Annotated in this window: 13 protein-coding genes and 1 pseudogene; 7 read left to right on the top strand and 7 right to left on the bottom strand. The window is 43.9% G+C overall.

The window, feature by feature from the left end; all coding sequences use genetic code 11:
* Positions 1-129: 129 nt before the first annotated feature.
* The 3 genes from pstC to LAY41_RS04865 form a co-directional block, all read right to left on the bottom strand.
* A complete protein-coding gene (pstC, locus tag LAY41_RS04875) occupies positions 130-1143 on the bottom strand; it encodes a phosphate ABC transporter permease subunit PstC (protein ID WP_249094772.1) in 1014 nt (337 codons plus the stop codon).
* Positions 1144-1253: 110 nt separating this feature from the next.
* Complete coding sequence (gene pstS / locus LAY41_RS04870; protein WP_249094770.1) at positions 1254-2306, bottom strand: phosphate ABC transporter substrate-binding protein PstS; 1053 nt, start codon at positions 2304-2306, stop codon at positions 1254-1256.
* Positions 2307-2681: 375 nt separating this feature from the next.
* A complete protein-coding gene (locus LAY41_RS04865) occupies positions 2682-4133 on the bottom strand; it encodes a PIN domain-containing protein (RefSeq protein ID WP_249094768.1) in 1452 nt (483 codons plus the stop codon).
* Between the two features lie 72 nt (positions 4134-4205).
* Here LAY41_RS04865 and LAY41_RS04860 point away from each other — a divergent pair.
* Positions 4206-4397, top strand: a pseudogene (locus LAY41_RS04860) (UbiD family decarboxylase); the annotation flags it as partial.
* A gap of 142 nt (positions 4398-4539) precedes the next feature.
* On the opposite strand, the gene LAY41_RS04855 reads toward LAY41_RS04860, so the two are convergent.
* Entirely contained in the window at positions 4540-5556 is a 1017-nt protein-coding gene (locus tag LAY41_RS04855; protein WP_249094766.1) for a PIN domain-containing protein, read from the bottom strand.
* On the bottom strand, positions 5553-5846 hold the full coding sequence (locus tag LAY41_RS04850; protein ID WP_249094764.1) for an IS1/IS1595 family N-terminal zinc-binding domain-containing protein: 294 nt from the start codon (positions 5844-5846) through the stop codon (positions 5553-5555). The genes LAY41_RS04855 and LAY41_RS04850 overlap by 4 nt, the downstream gene beginning before the upstream one ends.
* Positions 5847-6020: 174 nt before the next feature.
* Here LAY41_RS04850 and LAY41_RS04845 point away from each other — a divergent pair, with 174 nt between their 5' ends.
* The 6 genes from LAY41_RS04845 (at position 6021) to LAY41_RS04820 (ending at position 11697) form a co-directional block, all read left to right on the top strand.
* The gene (locus tag LAY41_RS04845; RefSeq protein WP_249094762.1) at positions 6021-7529 is read left to right on the top strand and encodes a UbiD family decarboxylase; all 1509 of its coding nucleotides are present in this window, start codon (positions 6021-6023) and stop codon (positions 7527-7529) included.
* 183 nt (positions 7530-7712) lie between these two features.
* Positions 7713-8111 carry a DUF6232 family protein gene (locus tag LAY41_RS04840; RefSeq protein WP_249094759.1) on the top strand — a complete coding sequence of 133 codons (399 nt, stop codon included), beginning with the start codon at positions 7713-7715 and terminating at the stop codon, positions 8109-8111.
* A gap of 111 nt (positions 8112-8222) precedes the next feature.
* Positions 8223-9008: a DUF4058 family protein gene (locus LAY41_RS04835; RefSeq protein WP_249094757.1), complete on the top strand. Its 786-nt coding sequence runs from the start codon at positions 8223-8225 to the stop codon at positions 9006-9008.
* Between the two features lie 37 nt (positions 9009-9045).
* The gene (locus tag LAY41_RS04830; RefSeq protein ID WP_249094754.1) at positions 9046-10398 is read left to right on the top strand and encodes an AAA family ATPase; all 1353 of its coding nucleotides are present in this window, start codon (positions 9046-9048) and stop codon (positions 10396-10398) included.
* A gap of 101 nt (positions 10399-10499) precedes the next feature.
* Positions 10500-11237 (top strand): retron system putative HNH endonuclease, encoded by a 738-nt coding sequence (locus LAY41_RS04825; RefSeq protein WP_249094752.1) that lies wholly within the window; start codon positions 10500-10502, stop codon positions 11235-11237.
* A 130-nt stretch (positions 11238-11367) separates the two neighbouring features.
* Positions 11368-11697 carry a hypothetical protein gene (locus tag LAY41_RS04820; RefSeq protein WP_249094750.1) on the top strand — a complete coding sequence of 110 codons (330 nt, stop codon included), beginning with the start codon at positions 11368-11370 and terminating at the stop codon, positions 11695-11697.
* A 58-nt stretch (positions 11698-11755) separates the two neighbouring features.
* Here the strand turns inward: LAY41_RS04820 and LAY41_RS04815 are convergent, their stop codons facing one another.
* Both LAY41_RS04815 and LAY41_RS04810 read right to left on the bottom strand, forming a co-directional pair.
* On the bottom strand, positions 11756-12223 hold the full coding sequence (locus LAY41_RS04815) for an endonuclease domain-containing protein (protein WP_249094748.1): 468 nt from the start codon (positions 12221-12223) through the stop codon (positions 11756-11758).
* 143 nt (positions 12224-12366) lie between these two features.
* Positions 12367-13176 (bottom strand): SDR family NAD(P)-dependent oxidoreductase, encoded by an 810-nt coding sequence (locus LAY41_RS04810; protein WP_249094745.1) that lies wholly within the window; start codon positions 13174-13176, stop codon positions 12367-12369.
* Positions 13177-13827 lie beyond the last annotated feature (651 nt).

The raw sequence follows: 13827 nt of genomic DNA, 5'->3' as shown, positions 1-13827 counted from the left end.
TCGACCTATGGGCAACGAACTCTGGAGTTCTTCGAGGGATGAATCTTCGGGTATAGGGGGGGAGGAGCGATCGATCATTTTAGGAAGCAGGCGAGTGGAAGAGCAAGTTAGCAAAGGAGAATTAGCGGCTCATATTTGTTGGTGACCGAGTACTCGCACCATGAGGACAGCGGCTATGTTAACCAGCAAAGTGATTACAAACAATATCAAGGATAAATACATTAATGCCCCGATATGCAGTGGGTCTAGCGCTTCGGCAAATTGAGTGGCAAGTACGGAGGGAATTGTAGAGGCTAATTCCAGCAAGGAAGAATTGATCTGCGGTGAGTTACCGATCACCATTGTTACAGCCATAGTTTCGCCTAATGCGCGTCCCAAAGCTAGCGTTGATGCGCCTAAAATTCCCGAAGTACCTGAAGGCAACAATACGCGAAAGATGGTTTCCCAACGGGTAGCACCCAAAGACATGGAGGCACTCCGCAATTCTTTGGGGATAACTAATAACACCTCCCGACTAATCGCTGCTACTGTGGGCACGATCATAATTGATAGCACAATACCGGCGATTAACAGACTGGAGCCAGAAGGAGGCGTGTTAAACAGTGGAAACCAGCTGAAACGATCGTATAACCATTGTTGGATGGGTAACAGAAATGGAATTAAAACAAAAATTCCCCACATTCCAATAATTACGCTGGGAATTGCGGCAATTAATTCGACAACGAATGCTATGGGCGATCGGACCCACGGCGGCAAAAAATCTTCACTCGTTAGCAAAGCAACCGCTACGCCTACGGGAACTGCAATAAATAAAGCTAGAGCAGAAGATACCAACGTTCCATATATAAACGGTAGGGCACCAAAAGTTAGCTCACCGATGTTCCATGTGCTGCCCCACAAAAATCCCAAGCCAAAATGCGCGATCGCAGGCTGCGCTTGCTGAAAAATTACCCACGATAACCAGAAAAGTACAAAAGCTGTACCGTATGCAAAACCATGAACTAACCAAGTAAACCCTTGGTCTAGCCACAGATTTTCCGCTGTTCCATTTGTGAGGGCAAAGTCAGCGTCAAAGCCGTTTTTCACAAAGGATGTTTTTCCCGAATCCGGTTTTCCGGCTGGCTCAAATTGCTCTTTCATCATTCTAAGGATAGTAACGCACCAGATTGACAAAGAGGATAAAGAATTAAGGATGAAAAACACAATAGCGATTCCGCCTTTATCCTTTATCCTTCCTTGTTTAGAATTACCTTTTACTTGACGCTACTATTCACAGCTTGAATCACCCGGTTGGCAATGGGAGCAGGAATTCGAGTGTAATTGAGGTCATCATTGATTTGTTGACCATCAGTCATTACCCACTGCACCAGCTTCTTGACTGCATCTGCTTGACCGGGTTGAGGATACTGCTTGTAGAACATCAACCAGGTTACACCAGAAATGGGATAGCCAGCTGGGGGATCGCCTATTTCAGAAAAGTTAATGCGGAAGTCGGCGTTAAAATCTACCGATGACAAAGCTTGATTAGCTGCTTGCAACGAAGGTGCAATATAAGCTCCCGTCTTATTCTGCAATTGCGCCGTCTGTAGGCCAGCGTTTTTGGCATAAGCAAACTCCACATAGCCAACTGCGCCGCGAGTATTTTTCACGCTTTGGGCTACACCAGGATTACCTTGACCCCGCACAGGGTTTCCAGGCCAGTTAGGCGTGGTGCTAGCAGTCACTCGACCTCTAAAGTAGGGGTCAATGGTACTGAGGTGATTGCTGAAAATAAAGCTTGTACCGCTGCTATCGGCACGCACGGCCAATCTAATTGGTAGATTAGGCAGATTCACGCCTGCGTTAGCCGCAGCAATTGCCGGATCGTTCCATTTGGTAATTTTACCGGAAAAGATGGCGGGAAGTGCTTGGCGAGAAAGCTTGAGATTGTTAACACCTGGTAGATTGTAAGCAACTGCGACTGGGCCCCCTGCGGTGGGGACAAACACCACACCCCGACCGACTTGGCCTACTTCGTTGTCTTTCATCGCCACATCGCTACCAGCAAATTGCACTGTCCCAGCAATCATTTGCCGAATACCAGCACCGCTACCAACTGGTTGGTAGTTAACTCGAATATTTGGGTTTTTCTGGCTAAATTGTGCAAAATATCGCTGATACAGGGGAGCCGGAAAAGTAGCGCCTGCGCCGCTTAAAGTCACTGCTGTTTGAGAAGTTGCTGTATAAACAGCAGTTCCCCCCACAATGCCAAACGTGGCGACAGAAGCCATTACGGCTCGACGCAGAGTAATGGAAGAAAAAATCATAATCGCCCTGTCCTCTAGCAGAAGAACACCAGTAATTGAGCATCCATAACCCTACAACTTTACTGGTTAAGACAAGGAAAATATGCGTATAATTTTAGGTTAATTTTAGGTAAAATTTTGTTTAACGAATTTTTATTACAAATTTGCTGCTATAGAGTTATATATTAGCTTTCATACAAATCTGCCACTCTACAGCCAAGACTGACATACCTCTTTAGAGGTATTTTCTAAAGCAGAACTTATGCTTTGAAGACGCTTTTTCTCTTACATCTGTAGGGGCAATTCATGAATTGCCCCTACAGATGTAGTAGGTGCAAAATCAAATGCGTATTCCGCTGCCTTCGCTCTCATCGCAACTACGTATCTGGAAAAGAGCTAGGGTTGTGCGATCGCAACTTGCCACTTGCCTTTTTTCTGTTCCACCTTAAAAGAGGTAGAATACTGCAAAAATTTTAGTAAATTACCATTCAGCTTCAAATTATCCTTAATAATTGCATTAATCGAATAGCCATATTTTTTGCTAAATTCCGTGCCGATCACTTCCAGATAAACCGAGATTTCGGGAGAGTTAACAGTTAACTCATTCACAAGCATAAGTAGCACTTTTTCTAAATCTGCTGATGAAGTAATTGTAGGACTGATATTATTTATAGGCTCGCCTTGCTCTTGCTGTTCTTCACCTTTACTTTCTGCCTTGTTTGCTTGCGGGGTATCAAACAAACTCACATAAGGAGGAGATTGACTTGATGGCTGATGTACCACAAAATCAGTAGGGTACTCATTAAAAATATCTCTAGATTTTTTACCTGGAAGATGAGTTAATACGACTTGGCTAATGGTCAAGTTGTACTTAGTTTGAAAAAGGTTGGCAACTTTAGATAATTTTATCCATTGCAAACCAGTTCTTTGTTGTTCATCCTTGATTAAATCCTTCAGTTGTGCGATCGATTGAGTCAGAGATGGAATAGCGGGTAAAGGCTTAAGAGAATGTTTCTTTATTTCCGAAGTTTTGCTATTTAAAACCGTAATAAAATCACCTTGCTTGCGAACCCGATACACAGTTAATCCGTGGGTTTGCAATGTATTGTATAAATGAGTTAATCCGTTGTCCGAAGAACAGACTAAAACTTCCTTCGCCGTGGGATAATGTACAAAAATAGACGAGCCAACGGTTGCCATTTTGAAATCCGCACTATCTTTCCCTGGTGGTACGTGAATCAGTTCGTAACTGCGCCCGTGAAATTCCAGATCTTGCTTACCCATACTGCGCCAATTAGCGAAGGCAACTTTAATTTGGATGGGATACTTACAGATTCCAGCCAAGAACTTTTCTGTTTCCAGATCGAGTTGTAAATTTTCCGCGTCTAGAAGTAGAATAGCAATACTATTACTCTGAGCAACAGACTCCGCAACTGGTTCTGCTGATGTTAGTATTTCTGGTATTGCACTTTTGGCTGTTGGCTTTTTATCAATAGAAATCTCTTCGCTAGGTGAAACAATTTCTTGCTGAGTTATTTGCCGAAGTTTTACCATTAAAGACTTAAATTCAGTCGCCTCAAAAAAGCTGCGAACTAGAAGAATTTGGAGAAATTTTCTGACTTTAAGAAGTAAAACTTTTTGGTCTGTGGCATTGTCAATCTCTTCTTTCAATCTTCCCAGAAAGATAGATTGGCTTTTAGCATCGCGCCAGTTAACCTTCTTGTACTTTTCATTCAGCCACTCAGGCTGGTGCTGGTGAAGATCAAGGAAGGCTTGATAGACACAGGTGCTGATTTTGTCGATAATGGCAGATTCATTCACGTTAGGCAAATTTGAGCGTTCTGGCATATCCCTCCACGCGCAGCGCAGTCGGGGTTCAGTCCATAATATGAGGAAGACAAAGCTTCACATATTTTAATTATGACTAGAGACTTGCGGGGATTTATCAAACTGCTGGAAGAAAGGGGACAATTGCGGCGAATTTCAGTGTTGGAAGTCGCCGAGATTTCCCACCGGATGCTGCAATGGGGTGGCCCAGGGTTGCTATTTTAAAACGTGAAAGGGTCGCTGTATCCCGTAGCTGTCAACCTGATGGGGACGGTGGAACGGATTGTCGAGCGCAGCAGAAGCAATTGTGGGTGTTAAACTGGTGTCATCAGGCATAAGTCTTAGAACATAGTTTAGTATTTCCGACTATAATAGCTTTGAAAGGTCAGTCTAGGGATAGTGGCGGCTAAAAAGATTAACCGATCGGCTATTCAAGATCCCTTAAAACGGTTTGAGTAAGGGATACCCGATGTTCACCTTCAACCAAAGTAATAGTAAATAATTTAGTGTGCGCTCGCAAAAACTTGATCAAACTAGAATTTGGTTGAATTTTTTTAATCATTAAATCAGCAGTGTTTTTGTATTTATTCTGAAAACGCGCTTTAATATCTGTCACAGAAACATAATCTAGAACGGATTCAAATATCATGGCATTAATCATTTGTAGAAGTACCTTTTCTAATCCTTCCATTGAATTAATACTCGTTTCAGCAACTTCATTTACCTGTATCGGTTGTACATATTCCTCTTTGAGGGGAGCAGTAAAAGTTGGGTTTTGTTCTGCCACCAGCGCACTATTTGAAGGATTTACATTAACGCTGATATTAGATCGTTCTTGAAAAAGGTTGATAATAGTAGACAAGTTAGCTATGCGCTGAGTGATGGATTCATGTTCTTCTTTAATTAGCGACTCCATTTGTTTAGCCAACTCTTCAAAAGATGGGATTTCCAAGTTGACCGATAAAGAATAGTGCTTAACATCACCAGTGAGATGATTTTCCACACTAATATTGTTGTTTTGTTTACGCACTCGATATATATTTAATCCTTGGCTTCGTAACTCATTGCAAAGGTGATTTAACAGCCAATCGGAAGAACAAACAAAAACTTCTTTAGCATCGGGATAATGGCGACAAATTGCTGCACCCATAGCAATCATTTGAGCATCAGCACTGTTTTTCCCTGGCGGCACATGAATTAGCTGATAGCCGCGATCGTATAATTCAATATCTCCGCTGGTATTTTTCCAATTGGCAAAAGCGATCTTAACTTGCATGGGATAGGCAGACAGCTTACTCAAAAAAGCTTCTACTTGGGGATCAAATTTATTGAGATTTTCTGCATCTAGAAGTAAAATACTAATTCCTCGCTCTGGCTGAGATTGAAGTTGTAAAACTTCGTGAATTTTTAAGGTTATTTGTTGTGAAACAACTGGTTCAATCAATTCAGGTAAATTATTTTTTCTATTAGTTTTCTCTCGTCAATCTCAACCGCTTTTTTATCTAAATTTTCCACGTCTGGTAGTGTTAGCTTTTCGCTGAGTAAACTCGTTACCGCATCAGATATATTCGGTGCATTTAAAATTGGTGCTGACTCAATTTCAGCATTTAATATCGGCTGTAAATATTTAGGCTCCATAAATTGATATCCGCAGTTTTTACAGCGGTATCTTTGCTTGTCGCGCACGCGACCATTTTTACGAATTTCACTAGATTCACATTTGGAACATTGCATCCTGGTAGTTATATCGCGCTAAATCTATGGTGACTACTCAGTCCATAATAGAGTATATGTAGCGGTTTTCAGTTGCATGAACTACACCCTAGAAACCCGGTTTCTTTAAGAAACCGGGTTTCTCTGCACCTCACTCACCTGAAAAGGGCTGTAAACTTTAAAATTTTTAAAACAATGGCAAGAGACTTGCGGGGATTCATCAAACTGCTGGAAGAAAGGGGACAATTGCGGCGAATTTCAGCCTTGGTTGACCCTGATTTGGAAGTGGCCGAAATTTCCAACCGGATGTTGCAACGGGGTGGCCCAGGGTTGCTGTTTGAAAACGTGAAAGGATCGCCGTATCCCATAGCTGTCAACCTGATGGGGACGGTGGAACGAATTTGCTGGGCGATGAATATGGAACGCCCAGAGGAGTTGGAAGGACTGGGTAAAAAGCTGAGTATGCTGCAACAGCCTAAGCCACCGAAGAAGATTTCTCAGGCTGTGGAGTTTGGTAAGGTGCTGTTTGACGTTTTGAAAGCCAAACCGGGACGTGATTTTTTCCCTGCTTGTCACCAAGTTGTAATCCAAGGGAACGATCTGGATCTTACTAAAATTCCGATGATTCGACCTTATCCGGGAGATGCTGGGAAGATTATCACGCTGGGGTTGGTGATTACAAGAGATTGCGAGACGGGTACGCCGAACGTGGGGGTGTATCGGCTGCAATTGCAATCTCGCAATACGATGACGGTGCATTGGTTGTCGGTGCGGGGTGGGGCGCGGCATTTGCGGAAGGCGGCGGAACGGGGGAAGAAGTTGGAAGTTGCGATCGCACTCGGCGTCGATCCCCTCATCATCATGGCAGCCGCCACACCCATCCCCGTAGACTTATCGGAATGGCTGTTTGCTGGACTCTACGGCGGTTCTGGAGTAAATTTGGCGAAATGCAAAACGGTGGATTTGGAAGTGCCAGCGGACTCGGAAATCGTCTTAGAAGGGACGATTACGCCGGGGGAAATGTTACCGGACGGGCCTTTTGGCGACCACATGGGATATTACGGCGGGGTGGAAGATTCGCCGATTATCCGCTTCCAGTGTATGACCCATCGCAAAGACCCGATTTATTTGACCACGTTTAGCGGTCGTCCGCCGAAGGAAGAGGCGATGATGGCGATCGCGCTTAACCGCATCTACACTCCCATTTTGCGGCAACAAGTCTCGGAAATTGTCGATTTCTTCCTACCGATGGAAGCCCTGAGTTATAAGGCAGCAATTATTTCAATTGATAAAGCTTATCCCGGTCAAGCGCGACGTGCGGCTTTAGCTTTTTGGAGTGCCTTACCGCAATTTACATACACCAAATTTGTCATTGTTGTGGATAAAGATATCAACATTAGAGATCCGCGTCAAGTGGTGTGGGCAATTAGTTCTAAAGTTGACCCGTCGAGAGATGTCTTTATTCTGCCAAATACACCTTTTGATACTCTGGATTTTGCGAGTGAAAAGATTGGTTTGGGCGGACGAATGGGAATTGATGCGACTACCAAGATTCCGCCGGAAACAGAACACGAATGGGGCGCACCTTTGGAGTCGGATCGAGATGTGGCGGCGATGGTAGAAAGACGTTGGGCAGAGTATGGTTTGGCTGATTTGCAATTAGGAGAAGTTGACCCGAATTTGTTTGGATATGATATGAGGTAGACCCCACCCCCCAACCCCCTCCCCGTCTACGGGGAGGGGGGGGAATAGAGTGTGCGAAAATTATCTACATAGGCGATCGAGATCTGCATTTTCTGCATACTATACCTGAAGGTTGCACTTACATTTGTGTTGATCTGTGCGTAGCTGCGGTTTAAAATATCCAAATAAGAATCTCGTACCTCAATGCCAGCCTCACCGTTAGAAGACCAACCCCTTTACAACAAAGGAGATATTCGCGTTACCAGGACTTTGCTTGAGATTTCAGGAACTCAATATCAGATTCGCAATATCGATACTGTCAAAATTATAACAAAAGAGCCCGATCGCAGTCTAGCTTGGAATTGCCTTTTTATTGGTGTTTTAATGCTGGCAGCCTGTGTTTTTTACGTATCGCTGGAATTCTTCTTGGTAACGCTGATAGTAATAGGACTTGGAATTAATTGGCTGATTTCTTTGAAGGATACACACACACTTTTAATCGCCACTACTGAAGGCAACCAGACAAGTTATAGTTCTGAGAATCTTGAGGATATTAAAGCGATTCGATCGGCATTAGAAGCAGCGATAGCGAGATTGGCATAGAGATTAGCAGAGAAGATATCAAAAGCAAACGCACTATATCTGTCTAGGGATGCAAGTGCCAACAAAAACAATGCTAAACTGCTAGTGGGCAGCATTTTGCGAGGTACATTAATGCCTTCTCCATTTTTGGGAATGAATCCTTATTTAGAACATCCTGACTTATGGCCGGGAGTACATCATTGGCTAATTATTGAAATTGCGAGGCTTTTGGCTCCTCAATTGCGCCCTAAGTACATAGTCGCCGTTGAAGTCAGAATGTATGAAACCACTGGGGAAGATTCCCTGCTTGTGGGAATTCCCGATGTTGTGGTACAACGTCCTTTAACTGAAACAAACCCTACGACAACGAATGTCGCTGTCGCTGCACCTCCAGCACAACCTGTAACGGTAACAATTCCCGTACCTGAAATTCGCAAACAGGGGTATTTAGAGATTCTAGAAGTGGAAACAAAAGAAGTAGTAACGGCAATAGAAATTCTCTCACCTGTTAACAAACGTTCTGGGAAAGGGCGAGAAGCATACGAGTCTAAACGTCACAAAGTATTAGGAAGCTTGACGAATTTAGTGGAAATTGATTTATTGCGAAGCGGTCAAGCAATGCCATTTTTCAGTAATGGTATTCAGAGTCATTATCGAATTTTGGTTTGTCGGAGTGCTAAGCGTCCTTTGGCAGATTTATATGCGTTTAACTTACAAAGTGAAATTCCTAAATTTCCGATTCCGTTAAAGTCACCAGATGTCGAACCAGTAGTAGATTTGCAAGCATTATTAAATAGTGTATATGACGTAGCAGGTTATGATATGCGAATAAATTATAGGCGCGATCCGGTGCCTTCGCTTTCAGAATCAGATGCAGTTTGGGCAGATGCGCTGTTGCGAGAGCAAGGTTTACGGTGATTGGGAGTTTAGTGAGATCGCTTGAGGAATAAAAAGAATGTGGGTTGAAAGCATCACTCTTAGCAATATTAAATGCTTTCGAGAAGAGAAGATACTCTTTACTCGAAATAACGGCACTGGTCATAAGGCTTCGCCCTATTATTGGATTACCTTATTAGGGGAAAACGGAGTAGGAAAAAGCACATTACTGCAAGCACTAGCCCTACTTTTAGCAGGGCCAGAAGCCGCTAAAGAACTCCTCCCTCGTCCTACTGGCTGGGTTTGTGACCCCTCAAAACCAGGCAAGCTTACCGCAGCTCTGCACCGAGATGAAAATGATGCCGGAAGTTTTGGTGAAGAGAGAAAAAGGCAAACTTTCTCCTATTCCTACTTTGTTACTGGTGGAATACCCGTCAAAGTCGGTAAAAAAAAGGAAACATATACTGAACCCGTACTGATTGAAGAAAGTTTCCCACGCCTAAGTTGGCTGCGGACAAATGCCTTCGCTTCAGGCAGTAAAGGATGGTTTGCTGTGGGTTATGGTGCTTTCCGCCGACTCACACGAGTCAGCCAAGTTCTGATACCCAGCCTAGAACCAGCAAAGCGCTCCAGCAATTTCATCACGCAGTTTAATGAAGATAGTGCCTTAAGTTCATTTGAGCGGTGGATGGTTTACCTAGAATTCCGCATTGCTAAAGATAAGAATGATGATAAAGCTATAAAAATGCGGAATGTGGGAGAAAAAGTGATCGAAAAGCTTCTTCCTGGAGAGGCAAAAATTGCTGAAGTAACTGCTGATGGTCTGATCCAGTTCACAGTGAACGGTCAGACAGTTCCAACGATTAGTCTATCCGATGGGTTTCGCAGCGTTATAGCCTTGGCTGGTGATTTAATCTGGCGCTTACTTCAGGCTTTTCCCGACTTGGACGACCCAGCCAAAGCATCCGGCGTTGTGTTGATCGATGAACTGGATATCCATCTACACCCATCCTGGCAAAGACAAATTGCTGGTTGGTTACGGGAAGCATTTCCTAATCTTCAATTCATCATCGCTACCCACAGTCCTCTGGTTGCAGCTGGAGGAGGAGAAGATGCTCTCACTCTCCGTTTAGATATGGTGGATGGTGAAGTTCAGATAACGAAAATCAACGATATTTCAGCTTACGATTCTGACTATATCCTCAGAAGTCCTGCATTTGGGTTGGAATCTACCCATTCTCCTGAAGCACAGCAGAAAATTAATCGTTATTACGAACTCAGAACAAAGATAGATCGTTTGATTGGGGAAGAACGGAAGGAGTACGAGCAACTCAGGCGGTTTATGAAGGAAGCACAACCGATTGGCGGCCCTCCTGAACCAGGTAGTTTAGAAGCTCGAACTAAAGCTTTTTTGGAGGCAAATTTGCCTTGATTCCTGTAGACAGACCTAAAGATCCTCCCGGTATACTAAAACGTAATGGTAATAAGTGGTTGTCCAAGTTACAGACAGCTAGAACTGATTTACAGCAAGTTATGGCTAATCCTGCTGCGACAAAAGAACAAATTGCTAAGGCTGAAAAAAATGTTGAGAGCGCTATCAATAAATATCGGCAAAAAGAAATTAAGGATGCTCTTGAACGGATGTTTCATGGAAAATGTGCCTACTGTGAAAGCCAGGTAACAACTACTGGATATGGAGACATCGAACACTTTTGTCCAAAACGAAATCCGAGGTGCGTTAACTTGACTTTTGAGTGGAGCAATCTGCTGCTATCGTGTGAGAAATGCAACGATGCTGGACACAAAGGAACGCAATTCCCAATTGACTCAAATGGCAATCCTTTGCTAATAGATCCAACTGATGAAGAAACAGACATAAATCAGCATCTTGATTTTTCTTGGGATGTTGTAGATGGCGCAAGAGTAGAAGGTCGTGATGTACGGGGAAAGGAGGTTGAACGGATCTTCGATCTTAATAGCGATCGCGGCAGCAGAAAGGAATTAATTAAGCATCGCAGCGCTCGCGTTAAGCAGATACTATCTTTGCTAAAAATTGCTCAACAAACTGCTAATCCGGATGCGATCGCACTTCTAAAAGAACATTGCCAACCCAGCGCTGAATATAGTGCCTTTGCCCTAGTGCATATTCTCCCTTACCTCGCTCACAATTTTCGCGATCCAGAGGCGATCGACCTTTTAAGAGAAGTTAGTCGCCGCAGTACTGAATATGCCGCCTTTGCACTCGATCGCGATCTGCCGAGTATTTCTTGACTTTTGCTCCTACTCCCAAAGTTATACGCATAAATACTTAACCCAATAGACTCAACCCGATAGTAGGAAGCGCAAACCGATGTAAGTGTGGCAGTTTATGAAGTAAAGGGTTGACGAGTAAAAGAAATTTATGTATTACCATTCAGAAAAAGATTTTGAACCATCTACAGATAGCCGACTTGCGGCGACAACGAGAATTTGGTCTTTTGCCACCGGGATGCTGGCACTTTGTATGATTTTTTCACCCACTAGAAATAATATAGCCGTACCGATTGTGTTAGGTTCAAGCGCAGCAGCAGGAACGGCTTGCGTATGGTTATCCAATAAAAAATCTTCAAACTCGTTGCAAGAAGATCGAATTCAAGAAATAGAACAACGCCTTAATAAACTAGAAACAATTGCTGGCAATGATGACTTGGAAATGTGGTTAAAAATCAGACATCTGGCATCAAAAAATTAGGAAACCTAATCTATACCCCCCTCCTCGTAGACGGGGAGGGGGTTTGGGGGTGGGGTTCCTACTTCCCCAACTCAACAGCAATCTGTTCCAGTACGATTTCTACAGAATTCAAAACCTCTGAATTAGTAAACCTGATTACCCGCAACTCCAAACTTTCCAAAAATTCCTGACGTATCGCATCTTCCTCCTGCGTGTAATCGTGAACAGAACCATCCACCTCTACAACTAGATGCGCTTGTCCGCAATAAAAATCTACTATAAAGCGATCGATTGTATGCTGACGGCGGAACTTATACCCCAAGAATTGTTTATTTCTTAATTTCTCCCAAAGTTTCTGTTCTGCTGGAGTAGGTTCGCGCCGCATTTGTCGAGCCAATGGTTTGAGTTTATCCCATAGTTCAGGCGGGGTTTGCCAAGTTTGTTCCGATGGCGTGTCAACCCCACCCCCTAACCCCCTCCCCGTCCACGGGGAGGGGGGACTGGAGTTAGATAATATCTTTGCCTCTGCTTGTGAGTCTTTGCTCATCTGCTAATTTTTGATTAGTTGATTGATGATTGATTTTCGCTGATTTTTAAACGCGATCGCACTTTTCTCTTCTTACCCCCCCCAGCCTTCCCCTTCTTACCCCCCCTCCCCGTAGACGGGGAGGGGGTTGGGGGGTGGGGTTCCTAAGCCTCCTTCAATCGTCGATAGCGTTTTCGTCTATCCTTGTCCACGGGCGCAGCCATCAGCAAAACTCTCTCGATTAGCCAAGGTGCAATGCGCTGACCCCACACTGCTAAATGACTTTGCCATCCGACTAAAATTTCCTGGGATTCGTTTTGCAACCCGTCGATAAGTGCCTTAGCCACTTTCTGGGGAGTCACAGGCACCACCCATCGAAACCACTGCAATTCTCGCACCATGTCAGTATCCGTTAAAGATGGCAGCAAAGCTATCACCCGGATATTGTGTTCAGCTAATTCGCCGCGCAAAGCTTGGGTGAATCCCACTATGGCAAACTTAGTAGCTGAATAAGTCGCCATTGTCGGTGCGGCAATCTTACCCATCAAGCTTGAAACGTTAACAATTGTGCCTTCCCTTTGTGTTGCCATGCGTCGCGCCACTAAACGAGTCATAGTGTACATTCCCATTAAATTAATGGTGATTTCTTGTTGTACATTTGGCAATGGAGATTTCAAGAAAGGCGATTGATGTGCAACTCCTGCACAATTAACAAGCAGATGAATTGGGCCGTAATCTCGCCAAGCTTGGGCGATCGCAATATTCACCTCTACCATTTGAGATAAATCTAACGCCAAAATCACGGTTTCTGTGCCATAAGCCTCGATTTCGGCAGCAACTTCCGCTAACCGCTGCCGATCGCGTGCTACCAATAACAAGCGTTTCGCTCCTTGTTGCGCTAATTCTACTGCGATCGCTCGTCCAATTCCACGCGAGGCTCCAGTAATTAGAGCCGTTTTTCCTTCTACGTTCATAAAAAACCTCCAAATTTGAGGTGTCACAACACTTTCAACCACCGAGTTTAAAAATTTTGCAGCAATATACTCGGCAGATAATCAGACGGACTGTGACTCCTAATAGTTGCTTGAAACTCAAGACATTTCTCAGAAATATTGCAGGGAAACAACACTTTGGTAGACACATCTAAGAAATGTTTGGCCGTGAGAATTTGGTAAAAAATTGATGGCACGGAGCCTACACAAGGTAACGAAATCAAGTAGTCCTCAGCGCAGTCAAACCAGCAGCAAAGATATTTCTCAGTCGTCTTCCAGTCAGGTGAATGTAGAGCCGTCAGAGAAATATCTTTCTGGCAATTCTGGAATCAGAAAATCTGCGAAGAGCCAAGATTGATGCAGAGCATCGATCGCACGTCTCCTAGATACGAGCGTTTACCAGAAGCATAGCTATATGCACACCTTAACAACTAAATCAACGACCTGCAACATTTTTTCATAAATTTTGTGTAACATTTATTTACAAATATGAAAGTGGCTCTTCTTGACCCACAGCTATACTCACTTAGGATCTGGGGATAAGGCGGATAGCCTAACTTCGTTCACCCGCTACCTTTGAGCGATCGCAATTTTCCCAACTCGCTTAAAATCGTCTGGAAATTCGTTGATATT

Source organism: Argonema galeatum A003/A1 (assembly GCF_023333595.1).
In the GTDB taxonomy this organism is placed as follows: domain Bacteria; phylum Cyanobacteriota; class Cyanobacteriia; order Cyanobacteriales; family Aerosakkonemataceae; genus Argonema; species Argonema galeatum.
This window is presented reverse-complemented; position numbering and strand designations above follow the sequence as displayed.

What these genes read in the sequence shown, in the direction of transcription:
- LAY41_RS04825 (WP_249094752.1), top strand. Translation starts at nt 10,500, where the DNA reads ATGGCTAATCCTGCTGCGACAAAAGAACAAATTGCTAAGGCTGAAAAA.
- LAY41_RS04830 (WP_249094754.1), top strand. Translation starts at nt 9,046, where the DNA reads ATGTGGGTTGAAAGCATCACTCTTAGCAATATTAAATGCTTTCGAGAA.
- LAY41_RS04820 (WP_249094750.1), top strand. Translation starts at nt 11,368, where the DNA reads ATGTATTACCATTCAGAAAAAGATTTTGAACCATCTACAGATAGCCGA.
- LAY41_RS04865 (WP_249094768.1), bottom strand. Translation starts at nt 4,133, where the DNA reads ATGCCAGAACGCTCAAATTTGCCTAACGTGAATGAATCTGCCATTATC.
- LAY41_RS04810 (WP_249094745.1), bottom strand. Translation starts at nt 13,176, where the DNA reads ATGAACGTAGAAGGAAAAACGGCTCTAATTACTGGAGCCTCGCGTGGA.
- LAY41_RS04840 (WP_249094759.1), top strand. Translation starts at nt 7,713, where the DNA reads ATGCCAGCCTCACCGTTAGAAGACCAACCCCTTTACAACAAAGGAGAT.
- LAY41_RS04835 (WP_249094757.1), top strand. Translation starts at nt 8,223, where the DNA reads ATGCCTTCTCCATTTTTGGGAATGAATCCTTATTTAGAACATCCTGAC.
- LAY41_RS04850 (WP_249094764.1), bottom strand. Translation starts at nt 5,846, where the DNA reads ATGCAATGTTCCAAATGTGAATCTAGTGAAATTCGTAAAAATGGTCGC.
- LAY41_RS04845 (WP_249094762.1), top strand. Translation starts at nt 6,021, where the DNA reads ATGGCAAGAGACTTGCGGGGATTCATCAAACTGCTGGAAGAAAGGGGA.
- pstS (WP_249094770.1), bottom strand. Translation starts at nt 2,306, where the DNA reads ATGATTTTTTCTTCCATTACTCTGCGTCGAGCCGTAATGGCTTCTGTC.
- LAY41_RS04815 (WP_249094748.1), bottom strand. Translation starts at nt 12,223, where the DNA reads ATGAGCAAAGACTCACAAGCAGAGGCAAAGATATTATCTAACTCCAGT.
- pstC (WP_249094772.1), bottom strand. Translation starts at nt 1,143, where the DNA reads ATGATGAAAGAGCAATTTGAGCCAGCCGGAAAACCGGATTCGGGAAAA.